Origin of the sequence: Arthrobacter sp. B3I9 (assembly GCF_030816935.1) — a bacterium.
In the GTDB taxonomy this organism is placed as follows: domain Bacteria; phylum Actinomycetota; class Actinomycetes; order Actinomycetales; family Micrococcaceae; genus Arthrobacter.
On sequence record NZ_JAUSYO010000001.1, the window covers coordinates 1,907,152 to 1,933,362 of the forward strand.

The following is a 26,211-nucleotide window of genomic DNA, read 5'->3' on the forward strand; positions in this document are numbered from 1 at the left end:
GTAAGACCGGCACCGCCTAGGTGTACTGGTCAGGCAGGTTGGTTAAGCGGCTGATGGGCGGGCGGCCTCCGATTGCGGTGTGGGGCCTGTGGTGATTGTAGTGGTGCAGCCATGCCGGGAGCGCGTTTCTGCGGGCTGATTCGGAGGCGTAGAAGCGCTTGAAAGCCCACCCGTCGGCGAGGGTCCGGTGGAACCGTTCGATCTTTCCATTGGTCTGCGGGCGGTAGGGGCGGGTCTTCTTGACCTTGATGTTCAGTTCCCGGCAGGTGTCCCGCCAGAGGTGGGATTTGTAGGCCGATCCGTTGTCGGAGAGAACCCGCTCAACGGTGGCGCCGCGGGCAGCGAACCAGGACACGGCCCGTTTCAGCACTCCCACGGCGGTGGCAGCTGTTTCGTCGCCATGGATCTCGGCGTAGGCGACCCGGGAGTGGTCATCGATGACGGTATGCACGTGAGCGGTGCCGATCAGCGGGTTGCGGTAGCTGCTATGCGGTTTGGCAGGGGTACTTGCCCGATTCCTGTTGCCTTCCTGTCGGCCAACGTAGCGCCAGCCGCCACCGTCCGGGATGTTGCCGAGCTTCTTCACATCGACGTGGATCATCGCCCCCGGTGTCTCATGTTCGTAGCGGCGGATGACTTCTCCGGTGCGCTTGTCGATGTGATGCAACCGGTTCAGCCGGCACCGGACCAGGACTGCGTGGACCGTCGAGGCGGGCATGGCCAGCTTCGCTCCGATCGCGACCGGCCCCAACCGTTGCTTCCAGCGCAGATGCACGACCTTGCGCACCAGCTGCTGCGCGGTCCGGTTCGCCACCCGGTGCGGGCGCGAGGATCTGTCGGCCATGCCCGCCTGGCCCATAGCGGCGTAGCGTTCAGCCCAGCGCTTGGCGGTGGGCCAGGAGCAGTTGAATTGTTCGGCGGCCCGGGACACAGGCCAACCGTGGTCTACGACGAGACGCGCAACGCGTAAACGTTGGCGCGGAGTCAAAGCGGCATTAGCGTGGGACATGAGGACCTCCTGGTCGCTGCAGCGGTTGTCTAAGCAACTCCACTGTGCAACCGGAGGTCCTCACCTTGGGGTCAACGACTCCAGCGAGTCACCACATTGACCGAACCAACGTCCCTGGGCAGTACACCTAGGCCCGCAACAACTACTCCACAGGTGGTCACTATCAATCTCAACGTCTCGGCGTCCATGGCCCAAAAGTACCCAAGTCAGGCCCCGTCTGTTCAATCTCGGATGCCGAGATCCTTCCTCATGGCCAAACGGAGCTTGTCGTAGGCCTCTCTGAAGTTCTCGGATGCCTCTTCGCGGGTCATCTTCGCCGAGATGTGCTCGTTGTGAGGACGCGCAAAAGCATTGAGAGTCGCTGTGGTGAAGGCGGAAAGCGTCTTCTCGAGATGCTTCGGGATGAAGAAATCGACGTCGCCCGCGAGAAGAACCTCCGAGTTGGCATGAATTTCGTCGTTCACGCGTTTTACTAACGAAGGTGGTCGGCTCGTAGCGTCGGCCAGGAACCTTCCGGCTTGTATGTACCGGTGATAGACCTGACGCTTCTCATTGCGGAGCCATTGGGCGTGCTCACTTGCACGCCCAAGGAAAGCGCCCAGCCAACTGCCCACTAGTGCGCGTACACACCACCGGCTCTTGTTTCGGATAAGTCAGGGCCGGTGGTGTCTACCGCGAACAGCCCAGATCAGAAGCGGATGATCTACGTTCAGATTTACTGGTGCTGCCGAGACCCGCGTTCGCAAATGGCATGGATCCTGACGATGTCGTCAGCGTTGTGCTTCGGGCCAGACGCGACGTGTGGCTGCGGGACGCTGTTGTTGCACGCAGAACGTAGGTCAGGACGTTCGGTAGCTCCCTGTCTTTGACGTCGGCACTTAAGACATCATCGTTGACGACGAGCAGAAGCATGCTCGTACCTTTCATCGCACGAGCCAGCCGTCGCAACTATGAAGAACTTGTCCCCAACAGCGTCTCCGGGCCGCGGTTTTCCACATGGCGCGCTTCGGGCCTGCCCGCCGGGCGGCGCCTGATCGACGCTGGAAGTGCCCGCTTAGGCAGAACACTTCGAGACAGGACAGAAGAATGAGTGACAACATCACGGTCCGGGGCTTCGTCGCCACGGAGATCAAAAGCTCGACGACGCCCGGAGGTGTGCCCACGGCGTCGTTCCGCATGGGCTCCACCGAACGGCGCTTCGACCGCACCGCCGGCCGCTGGGTTGACGGCAATACAAACTGGTTCACGGTACAGGGCTACCGCCAGTTGGCGGGGAACATGGGCTGCAGCATCAAGAAGGGCCAGCGCATCATCGTCGTCGGGCGACTTAAGCTGCGCAGCTGGGAAAAGGACGGGCGGGTTCATCACGCGGTGGAAATCGACGCCGAATCCGTTGGCCACGACCTCATGTGGGGCTCGGCGAACTTCATCCGCATGGCCGGCGCCGGGGGACAGGGAGCCGCCACCCAGCCCGCCATGACGCCCGGCGACGAGGAGCCCCGCGGCGACGATCCGGAGGTGGAGGCGGACCGGGATGGAGATGACTTCGCCACGACGTTCATCGACGACGCGACCGGCGAGATGCAGGAGTTTGATCAGGAAACGGGTGAACTGAGGGGAGCTGCATCCTGATCCCAGGAGCCGCGTGGCAGACTTGCCAGGTGTTGCGTGCAGGGGCGGGAAGCGTATTAAGGCAGAGCGGGAACAGCTCTGTGCGATGGCGTGTGTCCGTCCTTGCGCTTCTGGCATTGCCGCTGCTGATGGCCGTTGGATGCTCGACCGGTGCCGGTAATGGCGTCGGTGCCGGCGGTGGAGACGGCGCGACCGGCTCCGCGCCGGCATCCCTCGCGCCGCCCCCGGCCCCTGCCTCGTCGGCTGCGGCCCCGGCCCCGGTCCCGGGGGCACCGGACCCGGCGGCGGACTGGGCAGCCGCGGACCAGGCCGACGCCGCTGCCCAAGCCAGGGTCGAGGCGGTCCTGCGCGGTGCCAGCGAGCACGGAAATCCCGCCTCTGAGCAGCTTCGGAACGCTTTGGTCACTGCGGGGTTCCCCGCGGCGGACGTCGAGGTAACGGCGGACCGCACTCCGACGGGGTTGCAGCCCGATGCGGTCGAAGTCGGCGTAAGGCAGGGCGATCGCTGCCTGGTGGCACAAGTCCGCAGCGGCGCAGTGCATGTCACCGCCCTTCCGGTTCTGGCCGACGGACTGTGCCTGGTCGGCGGCGCGGTTCCCTGAATGTGAGGTACGCAGCCGTTCATTGAATGTGAGTTATCCGGGCCGAGCCACTAGATTTGTAGGCATGGCGGAATTTATCTACACAATGACCAAGGCCCGTAAGGCTGTTGGCGAAAAACTTATCCTCGACGACGTCAGCATGTCCTTTTTCCCGGGGGCAAAAATCGGCGTGGTTGGCCCGAATGGTGCCGGTAAATCCACCATTCTCAAGATCATGGCGGGGCTGGACACTCCCTCCAACGGAGAAGCCCGGCTGAGCCCCGGATACACCGTCGGCATCCTGCTGCAGGAGCCGCCGCTGAACGAAGACAAGACCGTCCTCGGCAACGTCCAGGAAGGCGTCGGCGAGATCTACGGGAAGATCCAGCGCTTCAACGAGATCTCCGAGGAGATGGCCAGCCCCGACGCCGACTACGACGTCCTCCTCGAGGAAATGGGCCAGCTGCAGGAAGCGATCGACGCGGCCGACGCCTGGGACCTCGACTCGCAGCTCGAGCAGGCCATGGACGCGCTCCGCTGCCCGCCGGCCGACGCCGACGTCACCCTGCTCTCCGGTGGTGAGCGCCGCCGGGTCGCGCTCTGCAAGCTCCTGCTCCAGAAGCCGGACCTGCTGCTCCTCGACGAGCCCACCAACCACCTCGACGCCGAGAGCGTGCTGTGGCTCGAACAGCACCTGTCCAGCTACGCCGGCGCCGTCCTCGCCGTCACCCACGACCGGTACTTCCTCGACCACGTGGCCGAGTGGATCGCCGAAGTGGACCGCGGCCACCTGTACCCCTACGAGGGCAACTACTCCACGTACCTCGAGAAGAAGCGCGCCCGCCTCGAAGTCCAGGGCAAGAAGGACGCCAAGCAGGCCAAGCGCCTCAGCGAGGAACTCGAATGGGTCCGCTCCAACGCCAAGGGACGCCAGACCAAATCCAAGGCCCGCCTGGCGCGCTATGAGGAAATGGCTGCCGAGGCAGACCGGACCCGCAAGCTCGACTTCGAAGAGATCCAGATCCCGCCGGGCCCGCGCCTGGGCGGACTGGTGCTGGAAGCGAAGAACCTCCAGAAGGGCTTCGAGGACCGCACCCTGATCGACGGACTGTCCTTCACGCTTCCCCGCAATGGCATCGTGGGTGTCATCGGCCCCAACGGCGTCGGCAAGACCACCCTGTTCAAGACCATCGTCGGGCTGGAGCCTCTCGACGGCGGCGACCTGAAGATCGGCGACTCCGTCAAGATCTCCTACGCCGACCAGAGCCGCGGCGGAATCGACCCGAACAAGACCCTGTGGGAGGTCGTCTCCGACGGACTCGACTTCATCCAGGTCGGCCAGGTCGAAATGCCGTCCCGCGCCTACGTGGCCGCCTTCGGATTCAAGGGCCCGGACCAGCAGAAGAAGGCCGGCGTGCTCTCCGGCGGTGAGCGCAACCGCCTGAACCTGGCCCTGACCCTCAAGCAGGGCGGTAACCTGCTGCTCCTCGATGAGCCCACGAACGACCTCGACGTCGAGACCCTCAGCAGCCTCGAAAACGCCCTGCTCGAATTCCCGGGCTGCGCCGTCGTGGTTTCGCACGACCGCTGGTTCCTGGACCGGGTGGCCACCCACATCCTCGCCTACGAAGGTGACGAGGAGAACCCCTCCAAGTGGTACTGGTTCGAGGGCAACTTCGAGTCCTACGAGGAGAACAAGATCGAGCGCCTCGGCCCCGACGCCGCCAAGCCGCACCGCGTCACCCACCGCCGCCTCACCCGCGACTAACCACCGGGGCCTGACCCGCACCTAAGCTCCGCGCGGGCAGCAAGTGAACGAGGCTAGGCAAGCGAAATGGCCGGCTCCCCACGGGGAGCCGGCCATTTTGCGTTTGTTGGTGGGGTCGGTGCCTACACGTCGGTGGGGACCCTGACCATGCCCTCCTGCGCCACCGTGGCCACGTGCCGGCCGTCTCGGCTGAAGATCTTGCCGGTGGCCAGGCCCCGGGCTCCCTGTGAACTAGGGGATTCCTGGACATAAAGGAGCCACTCGTCCACCCGGACGGGGCGGTGCCACCACATGGCATGGTCCAGGCTGGCGACGGACATCCCGGGCGTGATCCAGCTCAGCCCGTGCTGGCGGAGGACGGGTTCCAGGATTGTGTAGTCGCTGGCGTAGGCCAGTGCGGCGCGGTGCAGGCCTGCGTCATCGGGCATCGGTCCGAACGTCTTCATCCACACCGCATTCCGCGGCTCCCGCGGGCCGTCGGCAGAAACGTAGAGCGCCGGATCGACGTGGCGTACGTCGAAGGGCCTCTCGTACGACCAGTGCCGCGCCACGGGATGGTCGAACTTGCCGAGGAGGTCCGCCGTGCTGGGCAGCGACTCAGGGTCCGGTATTCCCGGCGGCATTTCGGACTGGTGCTCGATACCCTCGTCCTCGGTCTGGAACGAGGCGATCATGGACAGGATGGGCGTGCCATCCTGGTAGGCGTGGACGCGCCGTGCGGAAAAGGAACGGCCGTCCCGCAGCCGCTGGACGCCGAAGGTGATTGGCTTGTTCGCGTCACCCGGGCGGAGGAAGTACCCGTGCATGGAGTGCACGTTGCGGCCGTCGGGCACGGTGCGGCCTCCCGCGATCAGGGACTGCGCCAGCACCTGCCCGCCAAAAACCCGCTGCCGCGGCTGCTGCTGCGACGGGCCCAGGAAGATGTCCTCATCCGTCCGGGCACCTTCCAGCTCGCCGAGGTTCAGGAGTTGGAGGAGGGAGGAGGTGGGGTCCTCGGCGGGCATCGCCTGCAATCCGGCTTCGACTTCAGTCATGGACTGACTCTAGACGTCACCCCGGCACCGCTCAAAAGAGGCGCAGCCGGTAGAGTCCATAATGTGTCTGACGTCCTAACCCAGCCCCTGCAGTTCACTGATCCGCGCGACCTTGCCGACCTTCGCACCTTCGCCACCCGTGCCAGGTCCATCGACGACGGCGCCATCCGGCTCCAGGCCTCCGCCTCGGTGCTGGCCGCCTATGTGTGCGTATTACGGCCCCGCCTGCTGGGCGAGGCAACCCCGACCATCCTCGGCCTGCGGACCATGGCGCTGGCACAGCCCGCCGAGACCGACGTGACCGTCCCGCTGTCCGCGGTACTGGACCGGCTCGCCCGGGCAGGGGAGAACGACGTCGAACTGCCGCTGCCGCCCGTGAACGTCACCGAGTCGTGGGCCGGCGTCGGGGCACCCCGCGGCGGCTGGGAGATTGTCGGTCGGCTGCAGGACCGGGAGCTGCGCGACGCGGCCGAGGCCGGCATCACCGAGGTGGCCGCCATCATGCCCGACAAGCCCGGTGCGCTGATCGTCAACAACGCCCGCGCCACGGTCTGGGGCCGGGAACTCCCCGGCGCCGCCGGACTGCCGGCCGGGGCCGCCTTCGCCGCGCTCACGCTGGGATTCCTGGCGGACGGCGAACAGCAGCTGTACCGCGCCGGACGCTGGTTCCGGCTCAGCGGCCCCCGGGGGCATGTGCTGGCCCGGACCGGATCCGGACTCTGATCCTGCCGCCGTCCCCCTGACGGTACGGGTCCCGCTGACGGAACGGGCCCGCTGCCTGACCGGGACGCGCGTCCCCGGCAGCGCCCGGATCAGGCTCCGGACGGGCTGTTCACCATCGAGAGGGCAGCGCGCTCCATGTAATCCCAGAGGGTTCCCTCATACAGCGGCGGCAGCTCCAGGGAGTCCACCGCGGCGCGCATGTGGAACAACCAGCGTTCCTTGGCCTCCGGCGTCACACGGAAGGGCTGATGGCGCATCCGAAGCCGCGGGTGCCCGCGTTCCTCGCCGTACGTCGTCGGGCCGCCCCAATACTGCTCAAGGAACATCAAGAAGCGGCGCTTAGCGTGAACGAGGTCCTCTTCCGGATACATCGGCCGCAGCAGGGGATCCGTGGCGACGCCGTCGTAAAACACATCGATCAGTTTCACGAACGTGTCGTGGCCGCCCACGGCATCGTAAAAGTTGTCGGTGTATCCGGGCTGGCTGAACGGGTCGTTCTGCATCAGTTGCCTGGGCTGCCGGGGTTCACCGGCCATCGGAATCGTCATATTGCTATTCTCCGGCTTTCTGCTGGGTGAGCCGCGGCTCCGGAAGTTTCCGCTTCTGCCTCGGCGGGAGGAACGTACGTGCCCTGGGAACGGTTGCCGACGCGCAGGATCTCGCCGTTACGTAGGTACCAGATGGCGCCGTCGTCGGCCCGGACCCGGGTGATCCGCAACCCCATGGCCTCGACCTCACCCACCACCTCGGACGTTTCGATGATGTCGCCGATGCCGTACTGGTCCTCGATGGTGATGAAGATGCCGGCCAGGAAGTCCCGGATCAACTGCTGCGCACCGAAACCGATGGCCACACCGAGGATGCCGACGCTGGTCAGCAACGGGGCGATGTCCACGTTCAGGTTCTTCAAGACGTACATGATGGTGATCACGGCGACCAGGACGCTGACGACGCTGTTGAGCAGCGAGCCGATGGTGTTCGCCCGCTGGACCCGGCGCTCGTGGTCCAGGGCGCGCAGCGCCGGTGCAACCCAGCGGAAGTGCGGCTTCTTGAAGAACGTTGTTCCGGCGGCGACGCGCTTGGTGATCCCGGCGATCAGGAACGTGGCCACCAGAAACACGGAAACACCCACCCCGATGCTGATCATGACCCCGGGCAAATTGATGGCTGAGATATCCGGAGGGGTGATGGGGGTAGTCGTCGAAAAGCCGTACATCGTCTGGGGTTGCTCCTTGCTGCTGCGCTCCCGCGCTGTGCTGCCGGGCGGCGTTCGCCGGGCGCATAACACTCTGTTCTCTTTCAACATTAGCGCCGTAGCGTAGCGGCATGCGCATTCTGGTCCTTGGCGGTACAGCCTTCCTCTCCGCGGAAATCGCCCGGCAGGCGCTCGACGCCGGACACGAAGTGACGTGCCTCGCCCGCGGGACCGCCGCAGCGCCGCCGGCCGGGGCGCGGTGGCTGCAGGCCGACCGCTCAGCGGGCAAGGCCGCCTATACGGACGCGGAGAACACCGGATGGGATGCCGTCGTCGACGTCTCCCGGAACCCGGAGCACGCGCGCGAGGCCCTCGAAGTCCTGGCCGGAACTGCGCGGCACTGGACTTTCATCTCCAGTTGCTCCGTCTACGCCGACCACTCGGTCGCCGGGGCGGCGGAGGGCGCGGAGCTGCTGCCCCCGCTGGCTGCCGGCACCGGCCTGACCATGGACAACTACGGCGAGGCCAAGGCCGCGATCGAACACCGGACCCGAGAACTGGCCGGGGACAAAGCCCATATCTGCCGGCCGGGGCTCCTTGGCGGGCCCGGTGACAGCTCGGACCGGTACGGCTACTGGCCGGCCCGCTTCGCCCGGGACCAGGAGCCCGTGCTGATACCGGACATCCCTTCGGACCCCACCCAGGTCATTGACGTCCGGGACCTCGCGGCCTGGGTCCTGGCCGCAGCCGGGGCAGGCACCATCGGAACCCTGAACGCCGTGGGCGAGACCGTTCCGTTTGCTGCCTACCTCGAAGAAGCCCGCCAGCTCAGCGACCAAGAAGCGGAGGTGGTGGCCATCCCCGGCGAGTGGCTTGCCGAGCACGGCGCCAACTACTGGGCCGGACCGGATTCGCTGCCGCTCTGGTTGCCGCCCGGCCAGGACGGCTTTCTGTCCCGCAGCAACGATCCCGCCCGTGCGGCCGGGCTCCGGCTCCGCCCCTGGATGGACACCGTGCGGGACGCCCTGGCGGACGAACGCCAGCGCGGTCTCGGCCGGGAACGCAAAGCCGGGCTCAGCCCGGAGACCGAGCGCCGGCTTCTGCGCGAGTACCGGGCCGAGACCGCCTGAGCGCCGAGTCCGCCTGACCGCCCGGTCCCTGTGTACTCAGTCCCGAAGTCCTCAGTCGGAGTATTCGAACACCGTGCTGGGCTCGTGCAGCACCGGGAAGTTGACGCTCCGGGCAATGAAGCACAGCCTGTTCGCCTCGGCGTGTAGTTCCTCGAGCTCCACAGCCGCCGGAGCAGCCACCGTCACGCGGGGCTTGAGGGTCACGGACTCGAACTGGCCGCTTCCGTCCCGGTTGGTCCGCATCAGTCCCTCGGCGTGGTCTTCGTAGGCACTGACCACCACCCCGTGCTTGACGGCCACATGCAGGAAGGACAGCATGTGGCACTGCGCCAGCGCCGCCAGCAGCAGCTGCTCGGGGTTGAACCGGGTCCGGTCGCCGCGGAAGCTGGGGTCCGCGGATCCCCCGAGCACCGGAAGTCCCGGGATCTCGACGTCGTGGTCCCGGGAATAGCCCCGGTAGGAGGCCGTACCCTCGCCGAGGTTTCCGGTCCACGTGACCGTCAGCGCGTAGCGGTGCTCGTCGAGGCTCATGCGCCGACGTCCGCCTGCCGCGCCCGCAGTGCACGCACCACGCCGTCGCGGTTTTCCAGCATCATCCGGCGCAGCGCGGCGCTGTCCTCCGGCAGCGAGGCAAGGAACTCGTCGGTGCGGTCCACGGTTGCCTGGCTGGTCAGCTGTGCCGGGTAGAGCCCGACGACGATCTGCTGCGCCAGGGCGTGCGTGCGTTCCTTGACGATGCCCGGGACGGCCTCGAAGTACTTCTCGGCGTAAGGCTCCAGCAGGGCAGTTTCCAGCACCCGGGTGAAGCCGTTGACGGCGGATCCCTGCAGGGCGTTGGACAGGTCTCCCTTAACCACGATCGACTCCCAGGCGGCGGCCTTGGCCTCGGGGGTGGGGATGGCTGCCTTGGCGAGGGCCGCGGCATTCTGCCCGGTGGCGGTGTTGTCGCGCTCCAGCTCGGCGTCGATCAGCTCCTGCCCGGCCCGGTCGCCAACCACGAGGGACGTAATCAGTTCCCAGCGCAGGTCCTGGTCCACCGCGAGGCCCTCGAGGGTCACAGAGCCGTCGAGCAGCCCGGCGACGTTCTCCAGCTGTCCTGCGCTGCGGGCAAGGAGGGCATAGGACTTCACGAACTGCAGCTGCGCGTCCGAGCCGGCCGGAACGCCGGAGGCGAGCTCCCACAGCCGGTCCGCCGCGGCAACGGCCGTGGCTTCCTTGTGCTCCTCTGCCACGTAGAAGTTCAGCGTGGTGGCCAGCTGGCGGAGCTGGACCAGGATGACGGAGGAATCGGATTCCTCGGCGATGTTGGCGAGGATCAGTTGCACGTAGCCGCGGGCCGGGGTTTCACCGTCCCGGGCCGCGTCCCAGGCGGAGCCCCAGACGAGGGTACGGGGGAGGCTCTGGCTGAAGTCCTTCAAGTGCGCCGTGGCGGTCGCGAGCGACTTCGGGTCGAGGCGGACCTTGGCGTAGGCGAGGTCGTCGTCGTTGAGCAGGACCAGGTCCGGCTGCGCGAGTCCGGCGAGCGCCGGAACCTCGGTGCGTTCGCCGCCGACGTCGAGCTCCTCGCGGTGGACACGCTCGAGCTTCCCGGCAGCGGTGAGGTTGTAGAAGCCGACGGCGAGGCGGTGCGGGCGGATGGTGGGCTGGTCTTCGGTGGCGGACTGCAGGATTGCGAAGGAGGAGATCGTGCCGTCCTCATCCACGGACAGCTCTGGCTTCAGCGTGTTCACGCCGGCGGTCTCCAGCCAGAGCCGGCCCCACTGGTCGAGGTCCCGGCCGCTTGCCTTCTCGAGTTCGGCCATGAGGTCGCTCAGCTCGGTGTTCTGCCAGGCGTGCTTGCCGAAGTACTCCCGGACGCCGGCCATGAACTGATCCGGGCCCACCCAGGCGACCAGCTGGCGCAGCACGGACGCGCCCTTGGCATAGGTGATGCCGTCGAAATTCACTTCGACGTCCCGCAGGTCGTTGATCTCGGCAAAGATCGGATGCGTGGTGGGGAGCTGGTCCTGGCGGTAGGCCCAGGATTTCTCCACGGAGGCGAAGGTGGTCCAGGCGGAGTCGAACTTCGTGTTCTCGACGGCGGCAAGGTGGGACATGTACTCGGCGAAGGATTCGTTCAACCAGAGGTCGTTCCACCAGCGCATCGTCACCAGGTCGCCGAACCACATGTGCGCCAGTTCGTGCAGCACGGTGATGGCGCGGCGCTCCACCTGCGCACCGGTGACCTTGCTGCGGAAGATGTAACCCTCGAGGATGGTGACGGCCCCGGCGTTTTCCATCGCCCCGGCGTTGAACTCGGGCACGAACAGCTGGTCGTACTTCTCGAACGGGTAGGGGCAGCCGAACTGTGCCTCGAAGAACTCGAAGCCCTGGCGGGTCAGTTCGAAGATGTTGTCCGCGTCCAGGTACTGCATGAGGGATTTGCGGGCAAAGATGCCCAGCGGCGTGACCTTCCCGTCCGCCGATGTCACCTCGCTGCGGACGGACTGGTACGGTCCGGCGATCAGGGCGGTGACGTAGGAGGAGAGCCGAGGCGTGGGGGCGAACTCCCAGACGGAGCGGGCGCTGCCGTCCTCGCCGGGAATGGTCTCGACCGGCACCGGCGTGGGGGAGTTGGACACCACGGCCCAGTGCGACGGCGCGGTGACGGTGAACGTGAAGCTCGCCTTGAGGTCGGGCTGTTCGAAAACGGCGAACATCCGGCGGGAATCCGGGACCTCGAACTGGGTGTACAGGTAGACCTCGTTGTCCACCGGATCCACGAAGCGGTGCAGTCCCTCGCCGGTGTTCATGTACGGGGCCTCGGCCACCACCAGCAGATCGTTCACCGCGGCCAGGTCCGGGAGCTGGATCCGGATGCCGTCGGAAACTTCGGCCGGATCCAGCTCCCGCCCGTTGAGCATCACGCTGTGTACGGCGTGCGTCACGGCGTCGATGAACGTCGAGGCGCCCGGGGTGGCCGTGAACTTCACGGCGGTGGTGGAGCCGAAGACCTTCTCGCCGCGGGTCAGGTCCAGGCTGACCTCGTAGGACTCGACCTCGATCAGTTCAGCGCGCTCGCGTGCTTCGGCGCGTGTCAGGTTCATACCGGGCAAAGTGGGGCCTCCAGGAAAGTCTCGGCGTTGACGTGAAGTTATTCTTTCACGCTGAGGTCCCTTGGCAAGTTGCGCGGGTCACATGGATTTTGCTGGGTGCCCTTACCGGCGTGCCTGCATGGGTGCCCTTCCGGGCGTGGCCGTCCGCACCCGCCTGCCCCGGCGTCTCACCCCCGGCGGCGGCCGGGGGTAGCGTTGGAGTATGGGAAAGCTTCGGGATTCTGTGGACGCCAGGGCCCTGCGGTTTGCGTTGGGGTTCCCCGTGATGCTTGCCGTCGGCTTCGTGGTCTGTGCCCTTCTGATCCAGGCCGACCTGCCCGAGCCGCTCGCGGTCCGCTGGGCCGAGGGCGGTGCTGCCGACTTCGCACCCTTCGGTGCCGTCGTCGGAGTGGGGGCCGCCCTGATTGTGCTGATCGGCTGGGCCGCGCTGGTGCAGGCCGCCCCGCTCTCCCGTCCCGCGGTGATGCGGCGGATCATGATGGGGGCCGGCCTGACGATCAGCCTCTTCGTCACCACGGTCCTGGCCGCCGTCCTTGTCGGCCAGCTCGGCCTGGCGGACGCGAGGGAGTCCCGGGTGGACATCACCGTGCTCGCCCTGGGCAGCGGCGCTGCTGTGGGCCTCGGTTTTGTGATGGGGTTCGTCTTCAAGGCGGACGAGCGTTGGTCCACCGACGATGACCGGGCCATGGAGGCGGCCCTGCAACGCGAACTGGATCCCGATGTCGGACGGGATGCGGTGAGCCTGTGGGTGCACGCGCGCAGTTCCGTTTTCGTGATGCTGGGGATCGCCTGCGTGCTTCCGGCCGCACTGCTGACCATCGCCGTGCCGTGGCTTGCTGCGGTCCTGGTGGTCCTGGGCCTGCTCGCCGCGGCATTCCTGGTCGCCCGCGTGCGGGTTGACCGCAGCGGCCTGCGCGTCTTCGCCGCAGGCTTCCTGCGGGTCATGGACGTTCCTGCCGCAGCCATCGAGGCGGCGACGCCGAAGGACGTCAAGGCTGCCGACTACGGCGGCTGGGGATACCGCAGTACCGGCAGAGCCACGGCGCTGCTGGTCAGCAGCGGCCCTGCCGTCGTCGTCGACCGTTCCGACGGGCGCAAACTGGCCGTCAGCAGCGGCAGTGCCGCGTCCGCCGAGCACGTGGCAAGGGTCCTCTCCACCGGGTTGCCGAGCGCGCCCGCCACGGTGGGGACACGGCGGCCCTGTGACCGGCTCCTCCGAGAAGTTCCGGAGGCCCGGCGCGGCCGGCGGCCGGCGCACTAGTAGTCTTGGAACCGGCCCAGAACCGCCCCCGGCAGCTCCTGTACCCGAGCTGTCCTGCCCCCAACTGAACGGATAGCCGTGACCTCCACAGATCTCCCGACCGTGCACATCGCAACAGACCACGCCGGCATGGAACTCAGTGCACACCTCGTGAGCCACCTCCGCTCCACGGGTTACAACGTGGTGGACCACGGGCCCGCGACCTACGACGCGCAGGATGACTACCCCTCCTTCTGCATCAACGCCGCGCTCGCCGTCGTGGCCGACCAGGCGGCGGGCCGCAACGCCCTCGGCATCGTGCTGGGCGGATCCGGCAACGGCGAGCAGATTGCTGCCAACAAGGTCAAGGGTGTGCGGGCCGCGCTGGCCTGGAACCTGTCCACCGCGAAACTTGCCCGTGAGCACAACGACGCGAACGTCGTCGCTGTCGGCGGCCGCCAGCACAGTGTCGAGGAGGCCACCTCCATCATTGAGGCTTTCCTGGCCGAGCCCTTCAGCCACGATGAGCGCCACGTCCGCCGGATCGACAAGATCGCGGCCTACGAGCGTACGGGCGAGGTCATCGACTAGTGCCGGAAGGCCATTCCGTCCACCGGCTGGCCCGCCAGTTCGCTGACGTTTTCCAGGGGGAGCGGCTCGCGGTCTCGAGCCCGCAGGGGCGGTTCGCGCAGGGCGCGGCGCTGCTGGACGGCCATGTGCTGACGTCCTCCGTTGCCCACGGCAAGCACCTGTTCCTTGGGTTCGAGCACGGGTTGCTGCTCCATGTCCACCTGGGCCTGTACGGGGCCTGGAACTTCGGCGGTGATGCAACGTTCCGCGGCGCCTCGAGCATCGGCGCACCCCGCAAGGTGGGGGAGCGGGAAGACTTCGACAACGCACCGGACGCCGCCGCCCTGGCTGGCAGCTACCCGGGAGACGCCGGCGCGGACAGCTACTCGGGTCCGCCCGACCCGGTGGGTGCCGTGCGCGTCCGCCTGGCCGGTTCGCATGGCTGGGCTGACCTTCGCGGCGCCACCACCTGCGAAGTGGTCACAAGGGCGGAAAGCGAACTTGTCCTGGCCCGGCTTGGCCCTGACCCGCTCCGGAACCGCCCCGGCGACCGGGACGCCTTCGTCGCCGGCGTGCGGGCCAGGCGCACGCCCCTGGCGGCCCTGCTGATGGACCAGAAAGTGATTGCCGGCGTCGGGAACGTCTACCGCGCCGAGCTGCTCTTCCGGCAGCGGCTCGACCCCTGGCTCGCCGGGAAGGCCCTGGCTGCCGACGCCGCCACCCGGCTCTGGGACGACACCGTCGCCATGATGTCCGACGGCGTCCGCCACGGCCGGATCATCACCACGCCGCCCCATTACTGGAGCCCCGCAACAGCCGGGGTACCGGGCGGAGGCCTGCCGGCCCCGGAGGAAGCCCACTTTGTCTACCGGAGGCAGGGCCTGGAGTGCCGGAACTGCGGAACCCCGGTGGCGCTCACGGATCTTGGCGCCCGGAAACTCTACTGGTGCCCTGGATGCCAGCAGATTTGAGCATGAACCCTTGACCCGCCCCGGGGCCGCCGTCGGCCTATCGATTGCTCCGTAACCGCCCTTTTGACCCGCGAGAAGGGCAGTTGTGGAGCAATCGATGGGCCCGGGCGCAAAAAAGCCCCTCCGGGGAGGGGCTTTTGCTTCATATTTCGGAGGGGACGACGGGAATCGAACCCGCGTAATCAGTTTGGAAGACTGAGGCTTTACCATTAAGCTACGTCCCCGGGATCTTGACCGTCCTGCATTCCTGCTGCGCAGTCGGGCAAACTTCCGGGCGGCTGTTGAAGCCAGATACAACTAAACCTAATTCAGGGCCCCAGTGTCAAATGTGCAAATCCCCGCAGGATGACCGTAGACTGTTCTGTGCACTTACGGGGTGTAGCTCAGCTTGGCTAGAGCACCTGCTTTGGGAGCAGGAAGTCGCAGGTTCAAATCCTGTCACCCCGACTCTGCGGTTACGGCCCAGTTTGTGGCAAGGCAGAACCCAACCCCCTAAAACCAGGAGTACTTAGACTGTGAAGAGCGCTGTCGAGAACCTCACCCCCACGCGGGTCAAGCTCAATGTTGAGGTCCCCTTTGAGGAATTGAAGCCCAGCATCGCAGAGGCATACAAGACTGTTGCTTCGCAGATTCAGGTCCCCGGTTTCCGCAAGGGCAAAGTTCCCTCCAAGCTCATCGACCAGCGCGTCGGCCGCGGCTACGTGCTCGAGACTGCCATCAACGAGGGCCTCAACGGCTGGTACCAGGCCGCCGTGCAGGAAACCGGCATCCGCCCGCTGAGCCGCCCCGAGGTTGAAATCACCGAGGTTCCGGACCCGTCCGCCACCGACGGCGAGCTCAAGTTCCACGCCGAGGTTGATGTCCGTCCCGAGATCGAGCTGCCGGACTACGCCGGCATCAAGGTTGAGGTTGCCGCCGCTGAGTCCTCCGACGCCGACGTCGAGACCGCCCTGGACGAGCTCCGCGGCCGCTTCGGCACGCTGAAGACAGTCGACCGCCCTGCGGCCGACAAGGACTTCCTCACCATCGACATCGCAGCCTCCATCGACGGCGCCGAGGTCGACTCCGCTTCCGGACTGTCCTACCAGGTTGGTGCCGGCACCATGCTCGAAGGCCTTGACGAGGCCGTCACCGGCCTCAGCGCCGACGAGGACGCCATCTTCGACACCACCCTCGTGGGCGGCGACCACGCCGGCGAAGCCGCGCAGGTCAAGGTTGTCGTCAAGGCCGTCAAGGAGCGCGAGCTTCCCGAGGCCAACGACGAGTTCGCCCAGCTGGCCTCCGAGTTCGACACCATGGCCGAGCTCCGTGAGGACCTCGCCAAGCAGGCCTCCGAATCCAAGGTCGTCGAGCAGGGCGTAGAAGCCCGCGACAAGGTCTTGGACAAGCTCGTTGAGCTCGTCGAGGTTCCCGTTCCGGACTCGGTCGTCGAAGAGCAGCTGGAGCAGCACTTCAGCGCCGAGAACTCCCACGGTGAAGGCGAGCACGACACCGAGGAGCACCGCGCCGAGGTCCGCGCCAACACGGCCCGCTCCTTCCAGAACGAGATCATCCTTGACGCCATTGCGGAAAAGGAAGAAGTCAATGTCAGCCAGAACGAGCTGATCGACTACATCGTCACCACGGCCAGCCAGTACGGCATGGACCCGAACCAGTTCGCCCAGATCATCGATCAGAGCGGCCAGGTCCCCATGATGGTTTCCGAGGTCCGCCGCCGCAAGGCACTGGCGGTTGTCCTCGGCCAGGCCGAGGTCACCGACTCCGAGGGCAACACGGTTGACCTCAGCGACTTCGTCCGCCCCGGCGGCGAAGAGGCTCCGGTCGAAACCGAGGTTGAAGCCGGCGTCGAAGAGGAAACCTCCGAGGCAGCCCCCGCCGAGGCCAAGAATGACGACCCGGCGGCCGTGAAGTTCTAACGGCAACCCGCCAGTACCACCGGCAGCCCTCGGATCCGTGATCCGGGGGCTGCCCCTTTTAACCCCCGTGCCGGCAATCGTGCGCCGTCAGCGAACAGCCCCGCGCCTGCGAACAAAGCGGCCTGGAAAACGGTTAGTGTCGCTATAGGAAAGTTCAGTGATGTCGTCCCGTGACGTCACCGTCGCCAGCGAGAGGTAAGTACACATGTCACAGCAAGCAGGGGCACCCCGGATGGCTACCGTCGATCCGGCCGCCCAGGATAACTACATTTACAACCGCCTGCTGAAAGAGCGCATCATCTGGCTCGGCTCCGAGGTCCGCGACGACAACGCCAACGCGATCTGCTCCCAGCTCCTGCTGCTTTCGGCGGAGAACCCTGAACGGGATATCTACCTTTACATCAACTCACCCGGCGGCTCCGTCACCGCCGGCATGGCGATCTACGACACCATGCAGTTCATCCCGAACGACGTCGTGACGGTTGCAACCGGCCTTGCCGCCTCGATGGGGCAGTTCCTGCTCTCCTCGGGCACCAAGGGCAAGCGCTACGCCACCCCCAACGCCCGCATCCTGATGCACCAGCCCTCGGGCGGCATCGGCGGCACGGCCTCGGACATCAAGATCCAGGCCGAGCTGATCCTGCACATGAAGAAGGTCATGGCCGAGCTCACCGCGGACCAGACCGGCCAGACGGTTGAAACCATCCTCAAGGACAACGACCGCGACAAGTGGTTCACGGCCAAGGAAGCCCTCGACTACGGCTTCTTCGACAAGATCGCGGCGCACGCGGGATCCGTGGCCGGCGGCGGCGGAACCAATGCCAACGGCAATGACGCTGCCTCCGGCAACGGCGCTGCGGCAGCCACCGAGAACTGACCGGCACTCAGACAGCAATGAATTCAGGAGCAATGAACATGAACTACAACTTCGGTTCGACTGCCGGTAACCTGCCGAGCAGCCGCTACGTGCTGCCGCAGTTCGAAGAGCGCACCCCCTACGGCTTCAAGCGCCAGGACCCGTACACCAAGCTGTTCGAGGACCGCATCATCTTCCTCGGCGTCCAGGTTGACGACGCCTCGGCCGATGACGTGATGGCCCAGCTGCTGGTGCTCGAGTCCACCGACCCGGACCGCGACATCACGCTCTACATCAACTCCCCGGGCGGCTCCTTCACCGCCATGACCGCGATCTACGACACGATGACCTACATCCGCCCGGAGATCCAGACCGTCTGCCTCGGCCAGGCCGCCAGCGCCGCCGCCGTGCTGCTCGCAGCCGGAACGCCGGGCAAGCGCCTCGCACTGCCGAACGCCCGCGTCCTGATCCACCAGCCCTCCCTGTCCGGCGGACAGGGCGGCCAGGCCTCCGACCTGGAGATCCAGGCCGCAGAGGTCATGCGGATGCGGTCCTGGCTCGAAGAGACCCTTGCCAAGCACTCCGGCCGGACGCCGGAACAGGTCAACAACGACATCGAGCGGGACAAGATCCTCACCGCCGCCGAGGCCATGCAGTACGGCCTGATCGACCAGGTGCTGGACTCCCGCAAGATCAAGTCCCAGGCCATCAGCAGGTAGCAATTTCACCTGGCAACCGCCAGTTATCGACGCCGGTGCGGCTCACCCCAAATGGCCGCACCGGCGTCGGCTTTCCACCCAACAGGCCCAAAGTGACCTAGAGTGGAACATGTCACAGGCACCAGCAAGATATTAAAGGGGTTCACATATGGCTCGGATTGGCGAGAGCACCGATCTGCTGAAGTGTTCTTTCTGCGGGAAGAGCCAGAAGCAGGTCCGGAAGCTCATTGCCGGGCCCGGCGTCTACATCTGCGATGAGTGCATTGAACTCTGCAACGAGATCATTGAAGAAGAACTCGCAGAAGTCGCCGATCTGGGCAGTTTCGAACTGCCCAAGCCCCGCGAAATCTTTGACTTCCTGCAGGAATACGTCATCGGCCAGGAACCGGCCAAGCGGTCCCTCGCAGTGGCCGTGTACAACCACTACAAACGCATCCAGGCCGGGCACGCGCCGAAGAGCGGCAACCTCGCCGAAGGCGGCCACCACGACGACGTCGAGATCGCCAAGTCGAACATCCTCCTGATCGGACCCACCGGCTGCGGCAAGACCTACCTTGCCCAGACCCTGGCCCGCCGCCTCAACGTCCCGTTCGCGGTGGCCGATGCGACGGCCCTCACCGAGGCCGGCTATGTGGGCGAGGACGTGGAAAACATCCTCCTGAAGCTCATCCAGGCCGCTGACTATGACGTCAAGAAGGCCGAACAGGGCATCATCTACATCGACGAGATCGACAAGATCTCGCGCAAGAGCGAAAACCCCTCCATCACCCGGGATGTTTCCGGTGAGGGCGTCCAGCAGGCCCTCCTGAAGATCCTGGAAGGCACCGTCGCCTCGGTGCCGCCGCAGGGCGGACGCAAGCACCCGCACCAGGAATTCATCCAGATCGACACCACGAACGTGCTGTTCATCGTCGCCGGCGCCTTTGCCGGGCTCGAGGAAATCATCGGATCACGTTCGGGGCGCAAGGGCATCGGCTTCGGCGCCCCGCTCAACGAGGCCAAGAACAACGCCGACTCCTACGGCGAGGTCATGCCCGAGGACCTGCTGAAGTTCGGCCTCATTCCGGAATTCATCGGCAGGCTTCCGGTCATCACCACCGTCTCCAACCTGGACCGGTCGGCACTGATCCAGATCCTGTCCACTCCCAAGAACGCCCTCGTCAAGCAGTACCAGAAGATGTTCCAGCTCGACGGCGTCGAGCTGGTCTTCGATGACGAGGCCCTCAACACCATCGCCGACCAGGCCCTCGAGCGCGGCACCGGCGCCCGTGGCCTCCGGGCGATCATCGAGGAAGTCCTGCTGCCGGTGATGTTCGACCTGCCCAGCCGCGATGACATCGCCACCGTCGTCATCACCGAAGAGGTCGTGTCCCAAAAAGCGCAGCCGACGATGATCCCGCACGACGTGAAGCGCCGTAAGTCCGCCTGACCCGGAATAAAACCGCCGCACCGGGCGCTGTCTCCTATGACGCGCCCGGTGCGCTTTTTTCCCGCAGACATCCTTTCCCGCAGACATCCTTAAGGAGAACACTGTGCCTGAAACCACGAGCAACAAGGCAGACTTCTGGTTTGATCCGATGTGCCCCTTCGCCTGGGTCACGTCCCGCTGGGTCGGCGAGGTGGAGAACGTCCGGGACATCGACACCGAGTGGCACGTCATGAGCCTCGCCGTGCTGAACGAGGGCCGCGACGAGCTGCCGGAGCAGTACAAGGAGTTTCTGACCAAGGCCTGGGCTCCGGTGCGCGTTATCGTGGCGGCGGCGGAAAAGCACGGAGCCGAGTACATCAAGCCGCTTTACGACGCCATGGGCACCAAGATCCACAACGAAGGCAACAAGGACATCGACGAGGTCATCGCCAAGTCCCTCGCCGAGGCGGGCCTTCCGCCGGAACTCGCGGCGGCCGGGCAGAGCGATGAATTCGACCAGCAGCTCCGTGCCAGCCACGAGGCCGGCATCACCCTGGTGGGCCAGGACGTCGGCACGCCGGTCGTCGCCTTCAACGGCACCGCTTTCTTCGGCCCGGTCCTGACCCGTATTCCCCGCGGCGAGGACGCCGGCCGGATCTGGGACGCCACGGTGACCCTTGCGTCATTCCCGTACTTCTTCGAGATCAAGCGCAGCCGTACCGAAAGCCCCGAGTTCAACTAGGCCGGTTTCAGGCCCTTACCCGTCCCGCAAGAGCCCCGGGAGAACTACTGTCATGTAGTTCTCCCGGGGCTCTTGTGCAGGAGAAACCACGGGACGACAATTGAACTTACCCACTTCGAAAGAAGCGGGACGCAGGAACCAAAGATTCAGTGACATTCATCTGCCGCAGCCTTCGGCAAAGACAGATGAAGGCTATGAGTGACGACGTAGTAAGACCTGAAAATCCAAGGATCCCGCCAGATTGTCAAAGACGTCACGAGACAACCGAAAAGTCGAAGCCCCACCGACGGCAAAACGCTGATGGGGCTTCCCCTTTGCCCTCAAGAGTTCGACCCGCGGTGCCAGCCCACCGCGGGGCCAGCCCGGGACAGCGGGGTCAGGGTGGGATGAGCAGTGAGCATGAGCAATGAGCACTGACCGATGAGCAGCGAGCCGATCGCTGATTACGCCCTGTTGTCCGACTGCTGCTCCGCAGCCCTGGTCAGTGCCGCCGGCTCGGTGGACTGGCTCTGCTTCCCGCGGTTCGACAGCCCGTCGGTGTTCGGCCGGATCCTGGGCCGCGACGCGGGGTTCTGGTCCGTCCGCCCGGTGGGCGACCACACCTCGACGCGGCGCTACCTCGGGTCCACCCTCGTCCTGGAGACCACCCACACGGCCCCGGGCGGCGTCCTCACGGTCACCGACGCCCTGGTGCTTGGCGACGGCAAGCGGGGCCACGACCTCGGCGCGGATTCCCCGGGCACCCTGTTGCGCCAGGTCGCCTGCACGGAGGGCTCCGTCGACGTCGAGATCGTCATCAGTGCCCGCCCCGGCTACGCGCTGGCCCCGCCGCTGGTGGGCGTCACCCAGGGCGGGATCCATTTCAGGGCCGGGGAGTCCGGGTTGTCCTTCTCCACGCCGGTGTCCTTTGAACTCACCGCGGACGCCGCACGTGCGGGCCTGGACCTGCGTGCGGGAGACGTCACCGGCTTTGCGGTCTCCTTCCAGGCCGACGGATCCAGGGAGCCGGTGTTCTGGAGCCAGGCGGAGATCACACGGCGGCTGGAGGACACCGTGCAGGGCTGGACGAGCTGGGCCGAGCTGCACCAGAACTACCAGGGCCCGTGGCGGGACCTGGTGGCCTGCAGCGGACGGATCCTCCAGGCCCTGACCTATTATCCGACCGGGGCCATCGTTGCCGCACCGACGACGTCCCTCCCCGAAGTGGCGGGCGGGACGCGCAACTGGGACTACCGCTACAGCTGGATCCGGGACGCAAGCATGACGCTGCAGGCGCTCTGGGTTGCGGCTTGCCCGGACGAGGCGGGAAAGTTCTTCCAGTTCCTGGCTACGGAGGCCGCAAGCCAGCTTGCATCCGGCGAGGAACTGCAGATCATGTTCGGCGTCGGCGGCGAACGTGAGCTGCCCGAACGCGAGCTGGCGCACCTGCCGGGCTGGCGGGGAAGCTCTCCGGTCCGGGTGGGCAACGGCGCCTGGAACCAGCGCCAGCTCGATGTCTACGGTGAACTGCTCGACGCCGCCGCCACCCTGCCCGAATATCTCGCCGAACTGCCACCGGACACCCGGATGTTCCTCGCCGACGCCGCGGACGCCGCGGCCGCCCGCTGGCAGAGTACTGACAACGGCATCTGGGAAGTCCGCGGGGAACAGCGGCATTACCTGCACTCGAAGCTCCTGTGCTGGGTGGCCCTCGACCGGGCCATCAGCCTCGCAGGGCTCCTGCAGTCGGAGGACAAGGTCCCGCAGTGGACGGAATCACGGGACCGGATTGCGGCATCCATCCGGACCGAGGGGTGGAGCGAGGCTGCGAAGGCCTACACGCAGTCCTATGGCTCGGAGGATCTCGACGCCTCGGCCCTGATGCTGTCCATCGTCGGCTTCCTGCCGCCTGATGACCCGCGGATGCTCGCCACGATCGAAGCCATCGAACAGCGGCTCACCGATCCCCGCGGCCTGGTCTACCGCTACCGTTCGGACGATGGTTTTCCGGGGGAGGAGGGCACGTTCATGCTCTGCACCTTCTGGCTGGCCCACGCCCTCGCCCTTGCCGGGCGGACGGACCGGGCCCGGGCGGTGTTTGAACGGGCTGCAGCATTTGCCACGGACCTGGGCCTGCTGGCCGAGGAAGTGGCCCCGGACAGCAGCGAGCTGCTCGGAAACTTTCCCCAGGCGTTCAGCCACATCGGGCTGGTCAACGCCGCCTGGGCCATCAGCGAGGCTGAGGCGCGGGGCCGGCGCGGAACAGGAAGAGGAGACCAATGACCAGTGAGAATACCGTCCTCGGGCTTCTGGAGCGCGCGCTCGCCCAGATGCAGGCCGTCATCGCCGCGATCCGCGCCGAGGAGTCCGGGTTGCCAACACCCTGCACAGACTGGGATGTGCAGGCACTGGTACGGCACCTTGTGACGCAGGATCTGCCCCACTTCATCGAATCCGCCCGCGGCGGGACACCGGACTGGACCTCGCCGCCGGGGGACCCCGGCACCGACTGGGCGGGCGCGTTTGCCGAAGGCGCCCGGCAGCTGCTGCGTACCTGGGCCGCCCAGGACCTCGACAGGCCGGTCACCGGACCGGGTGGCGCGCAGGCGCCCCTGCTGGGGCGCGCCGACCTGCAGATCAGTGAACTGGCCATGCACTCCTGGGACCTGGCCATGGCCACTGCTGCGGAGGTTGACCTGGACCCGGAACTTGCCGAGCACGGCCTGGCCTGGTCCAGGAGCACGCTGCGGCCCGAGTACCGGGGGCCCGACAAGGCGTTTGGCCTGGAGGTTCCGGTTCCGGAGGATGCTCCGGCATATGTCCGGCTCGCCGGCTGGTTCGGCCGCGATCCGTTCTGGAGCGCCCGGCCCTGACCACGGTGGGGAACCCGGCCCCGGCAGGTCAGGGGCCAAAGCAAAGGCGCCGCCCAGGACAAGAGTCCCGGACAGCGCCTCAGCTCGAACGTTCCGTTTGCGGCTACGCCGTGGCGGGTGCCTCGGGAGCGGCCAGCACCACATCGCTCACGGTCAGCTCGCCTTCACCGGCCACAAGCTCCAGCTCACGGGCGTTGGCAGCGGCCTTCAGGTCGGCGAGACCCGCCTTGAGCTGCGTGATGAGCGACTCCGAGGCGGTGATGGTCGCGGACAGCACTTCGGTGCGTTGCTTGACCTTGGCCTCGGACTTGGCCTTGCGGATGCCGCTGAGGGCGATTCCCACCGTCGAAAGGAGGGTGGTGTCGCCGTCGACCTCGACCGGGGCCGGCCACGGCGCACGGTGCACGGACCCGGCACGCCACCAGCTCCAGACCTCCTCGGTGGCAAAGGGCAGGAAGGGGGCAAACAGGCGCAGCAGCGTGTCCAGGCTGGTCGCGAGGGCTGCCAGCACGGATGCCTGCTGGGCTTCGCCGGCGGCGCCGTACGCACGGTCCTTGATCAGTTCCACGTAATCGTCGGTGAAGTGCCAGAAGTAGCTCTCGGTGATCTGCAGGGCCCGGGCGTAGTCGTAGTTCTCGAACGCCTTGGTGGCCTGCCGGACCACGTCGGACAGCTGGGCCAGCACGGCGCGGTCCAGGGGGTTGGCCAGGACCGACAGCTCGTGGGACACCACGGAGTCCTCCGTGGCGCCGAGGTTCAGCACGAACTTGGAGGCGTTGAGCAGCTTGATCGCCAGGCGGCGGCCGATCTTCATCTGCGCGATCTCGTAGGCGGTGTCCGCCCCCAGCTTCGCGGAGGCCGCCCAGTAACGGACGGCGTCCGAGCCGAACTCCTCGAGCACGTCCGTGGGAACAATCACGTTGCCCTTGGACTTGGACATCTTCTTGCGGTCAGGGTCCAGGATCCAGCCCGAGATGGCCGCGTGCTTCCACGGCGCAACCTTCTGCAGGGCATCGGCGCGGACCACAGAGGAGAACAGCCAGGTCCGGATAATGTCATGTCCCTGCGGGCGGACATCGAAGGGGAAGACCTTGGCGAAGAGCGCCTCGTCGGTGCTCCAGCCGCCCACGATCTGCGGCGTCAGCGAGGACGTCGCCCACGTGTCGAGGACGTCGGCGTCGCCGATGAAGCCGCCGGGCACGCCGCGCTGGGCCTCCTCGTAGCCGGGCGCCGCGTCCGCGGCGGGATCCACCGGCAGCTGCGCGTCGGTCGGGACGATCGGGGCCGTGAAGTCGGGGTTGCCGTCGCTGTCCAGCGGGTACCAGACCGGCACCGGCACGCCGAAGAAGCGCTGGCGGGAGACCAGCCAGTCACCGTTGAGCCCGGAGATCCAGTTCTCGTACCGTGATCGCATGAAGGCCGGGTGGAATTCGATCTCGGAGCCACGGCCGATCAGGCGCTCCCGGCGGTCCGCATCGCGGCCGCCGTTGCGGATGTACCACTGGCGGGAGGTGACCACTTCGAGGGGCTTGTCGCCCTTTTCGAAGAAGTTGACCGGGTGCATGATCTTTTTCGGCTCGCCGTCGAGGAGGCCGCCGGCGGCGAGGCGCTCCACCACGGCTTCCTTGGCGCTGAAGACGGTCTTGCCGGCGATTGCCTCGAAGCTCGCGCGGCCCTCGTCGGTGGTGATCCACTCGGGGGTTTCGCCGATGATGCGCCCGTCGCGGCCCACAATTGCGCGGGTAGGCAGCTGCAGCTCGCGCCACCAGGTGACGTCGGTCAGGTCACCGAAGGTGCACACCATGGCGATGCCGGAGCCCTTGTCCGCTTTGGCGAGGGGGTGGGCCTTGACCTCCACCTCGACGCCGAACAGCGGGGAGGTGACCTTCCGGCCGAACAGCGGCTGGTACCGTTCGTCGTCGGGATTCGCCACCAGCGCGGCGCACGCCGCCAGCAGCTCCGGGCGCGTGGTCTCGATGAAGATCTTCTCGCCGTCTTCGGTGAAGAACGGGTAGCGGTAGTAGGCGCCCGGCACCTCGCGGTCCTCGAGTTCGGCCTGGGCCACGGCGGTGCGGAAGGTGACGTCCCACAGGGTGGGCGCCTCGGCCATGTAGGCGTCGCCGCTGGCGAGGTTCGCCAGGAACGCGCGCTGGGAGATGGCGCGGGATTTGTCGTCGATGGTGCGGTACGTCAGATTCCAGTCCACGGACAGGCCGAGGGTCTGGAAGAGGTTCTCGAAGACTTTCTCGTCCTCGACGGCGAGCTCCTCGCACAGCTCGATGAAGTTCCGGCGCGACACGACGTCGAAGTCGCGCTGGTTCTTGGCCGGCTCGGCCGGCGGCCGGTAGCCGGGGTCGTAAGCCACGGTGGGATCGCAGCGCACGCCGTAATAGTTCTGCACCCGGCGCTCGGTGGGCAGGCCGTTGTCGTCCCAGCCCATCGGGTAGAACACGTTCTTGCCGGTCATCCGCTGGTAGCGGGCCAGGACGTCGGTCTGGGTGTAGGAGAACATGTGACCGACGTGCAGGGATCCGGACGCGGTGGGCGGGGGAGTGTCGATCGAGTAGACCTGCTCCCGGGTGGTCTCCGGGTTGAACCTGTAGGTCCCTTCCTCAAGCCAGCGCTTGGTGAGGGTCTCTTCGAGCCCCTCGAGGGCAGGTTTGTCCGGAACGTTGATGGGGGCGGTGGTGGGCGTGTCTGTACCCTGAGTGTCTTCAGCCATGGGCCAATTCTTCCACTAACTTCCGCAGCCTTCCGCACCGGCGGTGAT

Annotated in this window: 23 protein-coding genes and 2 tRNA genes; 16 read left to right on the top strand and 9 right to left on the bottom strand. The window is 66.5% G+C overall.

Going from position 1 to position 26,211, the window contains the following annotated elements; translation table 11 throughout:
* Positions 1-16: 16 nt before the first annotated feature.
* Both QFZ65_RS08955 and QFZ65_RS08960 read right to left on the bottom strand, forming a co-directional pair.
* Positions 17-1,009, bottom strand: coding sequence for an IS481 family transposase (locus QFZ65_RS08955; protein ID WP_306909774.1), 993 nt, complete (start codon positions 1,007-1,009; stop codon positions 17-19).
* A gap of 221 nt (positions 1,010-1,230) precedes the next feature.
* The gene (locus QFZ65_RS08960; protein ID WP_306909775.1) at positions 1,231-1,473 is read right to left on the bottom strand and encodes a hypothetical protein; all 243 of its coding nucleotides are present in this window, start codon (positions 1,471-1,473) and stop codon (positions 1,231-1,233) included.
* 622 nt (positions 1,474-2,095) lie between these two features.
* Between QFZ65_RS08960 and QFZ65_RS08965 the strand changes: the two genes are divergently transcribed.
* From QFZ65_RS08965 to ettA, 3 genes are all read left to right on the top strand, one after another.
* Positions 2,096-2,641: a single-stranded DNA-binding protein gene (locus QFZ65_RS08965; RefSeq protein WP_306909776.1), complete on the top strand. Its 546-nt coding sequence runs from the start codon at positions 2,096-2,098 to the stop codon at positions 2,639-2,641.
* Positions 2,642-2,721: 80 nt separating this feature from the next.
* Positions 2,722-3,243: a hypothetical protein gene (locus tag QFZ65_RS08970; protein WP_306909777.1), complete on the top strand. Its 522-nt coding sequence runs from the start codon at positions 2,722-2,724 to the stop codon at positions 3,241-3,243.
* Between the two features lie 64 nt (positions 3,244-3,307).
* Positions 3,308-4,990, top strand: a complete 1,683-nt coding sequence (gene ettA, locus QFZ65_RS08975; protein ID WP_306909778.1) for an energy-dependent translational throttle protein EttA — start codon at positions 3,308-3,310, stop codon at positions 4,988-4,990.
* Between the two features lie 122 nt (positions 4,991-5,112).
* Here ettA and QFZ65_RS08980 read toward each other — a convergent pair whose 3' ends face one another.
* Positions 5,113-6,024 (bottom strand): acyl-CoA thioesterase II, encoded by a 912-nt coding sequence (locus QFZ65_RS08980; protein WP_306909779.1) that lies wholly within the window; start codon positions 6,022-6,024, stop codon positions 5,113-5,115.
* A 63-nt stretch (positions 6,025-6,087) separates the two neighbouring features.
* Here QFZ65_RS08980 and QFZ65_RS08985 point away from each other — a divergent pair, with 63 nt between their 5' ends.
* Entirely contained in the window at positions 6,088-6,747 is a 660-nt protein-coding gene (locus QFZ65_RS08985) for a hypothetical protein (RefSeq protein ID WP_306909780.1), read from the top strand.
* An 89-nt stretch (positions 6,748-6,836) separates the two neighbouring features.
* Here the strand turns inward: QFZ65_RS08985 and QFZ65_RS08990 are convergent, their stop codons facing one another.
* Both QFZ65_RS08990 and QFZ65_RS08995 read right to left on the bottom strand, forming a co-directional pair.
* On the bottom strand, positions 6,837-7,295 hold the full coding sequence (locus tag QFZ65_RS08990; RefSeq protein ID WP_306909781.1) for a globin: 459 nt from the start codon (positions 7,293-7,295) through the stop codon (positions 6,837-6,839).
* The gene (locus QFZ65_RS08995) at positions 7,292-7,894 is read right to left on the bottom strand and encodes a mechanosensitive ion channel family protein (RefSeq protein ID WP_373427636.1); all 603 of its coding nucleotides are present in this window, start codon (positions 7,892-7,894) and stop codon (positions 7,292-7,294) included. The genes QFZ65_RS08990 and QFZ65_RS08995 overlap by 4 nt, the downstream gene beginning before the upstream one ends.
* 179 nt (positions 7,895-8,073) lie before the next feature.
* Between QFZ65_RS08995 and QFZ65_RS09000 the strand changes: the two genes are divergently transcribed.
* The gene (locus tag QFZ65_RS09000; RefSeq protein WP_306909783.1) at positions 8,074-9,072 is read left to right on the top strand and encodes an NAD-dependent epimerase/dehydratase family protein; all 999 of its coding nucleotides are present in this window, start codon (positions 8,074-8,076) and stop codon (positions 9,070-9,072) included.
* Between the two features lie 51 nt (positions 9,073-9,123).
* On the opposite strand, the gene QFZ65_RS09005 is transcribed toward QFZ65_RS09000, so the two are convergent.
* Positions 9,124-9,603 (bottom strand): OsmC family protein, encoded by a 480-nt coding sequence (locus QFZ65_RS09005; protein ID WP_306909784.1) that lies wholly within the window; start codon positions 9,601-9,603, stop codon positions 9,124-9,126.
* On the bottom strand, positions 9,600-12,158 hold the full coding sequence (pepN, locus tag QFZ65_RS09010; protein WP_306909785.1) for an aminopeptidase N: 2,559 nt from the start codon (positions 12,156-12,158) through the stop codon (positions 9,600-9,602). Before pepN ends, QFZ65_RS09005 begins: the two co-directional genes overlap by 4 nt.
* Before the next feature lie 211 nt (positions 12,159-12,369).
* Between pepN and QFZ65_RS09015 the strand changes: the two genes are divergently transcribed.
* The 3 genes from QFZ65_RS09015 to QFZ65_RS09025 all read left to right on the top strand — a co-directional run bounded on the left by QFZ65_RS09015 (position 12,370) and on the right by QFZ65_RS09025 (position 14,948).
* Positions 12,370-13,428: a hypothetical protein gene (locus QFZ65_RS09015; RefSeq protein ID WP_306909786.1), complete on the top strand. Its 1,059-nt coding sequence runs from the start codon at positions 12,370-12,372 to the stop codon at positions 13,426-13,428.
* Between the two features lie 78 nt (positions 13,429-13,506).
* Positions 13,507-13,998 carry a ribose-5-phosphate isomerase gene (locus tag QFZ65_RS09020; protein WP_306909787.1) on the top strand — a complete coding sequence of 164 codons (492 nt, stop codon included), beginning with the start codon at positions 13,507-13,509 and terminating at the stop codon, positions 13,996-13,998.
* Positions 13,998-14,948 carry an Fpg/Nei family DNA glycosylase gene (locus tag QFZ65_RS09025; RefSeq protein WP_306909788.1) on the top strand — a complete coding sequence of 317 codons (951 nt, stop codon included), beginning with the start codon at positions 13,998-14,000 and terminating at the stop codon, positions 14,946-14,948. The genes QFZ65_RS09020 and QFZ65_RS09025 overlap by 1 nt, the downstream gene beginning before the upstream one ends.
* 153 nt (positions 14,949-15,101) lie before the next feature.
* Here QFZ65_RS09025 and QFZ65_RS09030 read toward each other — a convergent pair.
* Positions 15,102-15,172, bottom strand: a tRNA-Gly gene (locus QFZ65_RS09030).
* A gap of 148 nt (positions 15,173-15,320) precedes the next feature.
* Here QFZ65_RS09030 and QFZ65_RS09035 point away from each other — a divergent pair.
* The 8 genes from QFZ65_RS09035 (at position 15,321) to QFZ65_RS09070 (ending at position 23,441) form a co-directional block, all read left to right on the top strand.
* Positions 15,321-15,395: transfer RNA gene (locus tag QFZ65_RS09035), tRNA-Pro, on the top strand.
* A 68-nt stretch (positions 15,396-15,463) separates the two neighbouring features.
* Complete coding sequence (gene tig / locus QFZ65_RS09040; RefSeq protein ID WP_306909789.1) at positions 15,464-16,864, top strand: trigger factor; 1,401 nt, start codon at positions 15,464-15,466, stop codon at positions 16,862-16,864.
* Between the two features lie 232 nt (positions 16,865-17,096).
* Complete coding sequence (locus tag QFZ65_RS09045) at positions 17,097-17,741, top strand: ATP-dependent Clp protease proteolytic subunit (RefSeq protein ID WP_306912539.1); 645 nt, start codon at positions 17,097-17,099, stop codon at positions 17,739-17,741.
* Positions 17,742-17,779: 38 nt separating this feature from the next.
* Complete coding sequence (locus QFZ65_RS09050) at positions 17,780-18,439, top strand: ATP-dependent Clp protease proteolytic subunit (RefSeq protein ID WP_306912540.1); 660 nt, start codon at positions 17,780-17,782, stop codon at positions 18,437-18,439.
* A gap of 148 nt (positions 18,440-18,587) precedes the next feature.
* Positions 18,588-19,868 (top strand): ATP-dependent Clp protease ATP-binding subunit ClpX, encoded by a 1,281-nt coding sequence (gene clpX, locus QFZ65_RS09055; protein WP_306909790.1) that lies wholly within the window; start codon positions 18,588-18,590, stop codon positions 19,866-19,868.
* Between the two features lie 103 nt (positions 19,869-19,971).
* Positions 19,972-20,589, top strand: a complete 618-nt coding sequence (locus QFZ65_RS09060; protein ID WP_306909791.1) for a DsbA family protein — start codon at positions 19,972-19,974, stop codon at positions 20,587-20,589.
* Between the two features lie 420 nt (positions 20,590-21,009).
* Complete coding sequence (locus QFZ65_RS09065) at positions 21,010-22,851, top strand: glycoside hydrolase family 15 protein (RefSeq protein WP_306909792.1); 1,842 nt, start codon at positions 21,010-21,012, stop codon at positions 22,849-22,851.
* Positions 22,848-23,441, top strand: coding sequence for a TIGR03086 family metal-binding protein (locus QFZ65_RS09070; RefSeq protein ID WP_306909793.1), 594 nt, complete (start codon positions 22,848-22,850; stop codon positions 23,439-23,441). The genes QFZ65_RS09065 and QFZ65_RS09070 overlap by 4 nt, the downstream gene beginning before the upstream one ends.
* Positions 23,442-23,544: 103 nt before the next feature.
* Here QFZ65_RS09070 and valS read toward each other — a convergent pair whose 3' ends face one another.
* The gene (gene valS / locus QFZ65_RS09075; protein WP_306909794.1) at positions 23,545-26,163 is read right to left on the bottom strand and encodes a valine--tRNA ligase; all 2,619 of its coding nucleotides are present in this window, start codon (positions 26,161-26,163) and stop codon (positions 23,545-23,547) included.
* Between the last annotated feature and the right edge of the window lie 48 nt (positions 26,164-26,211).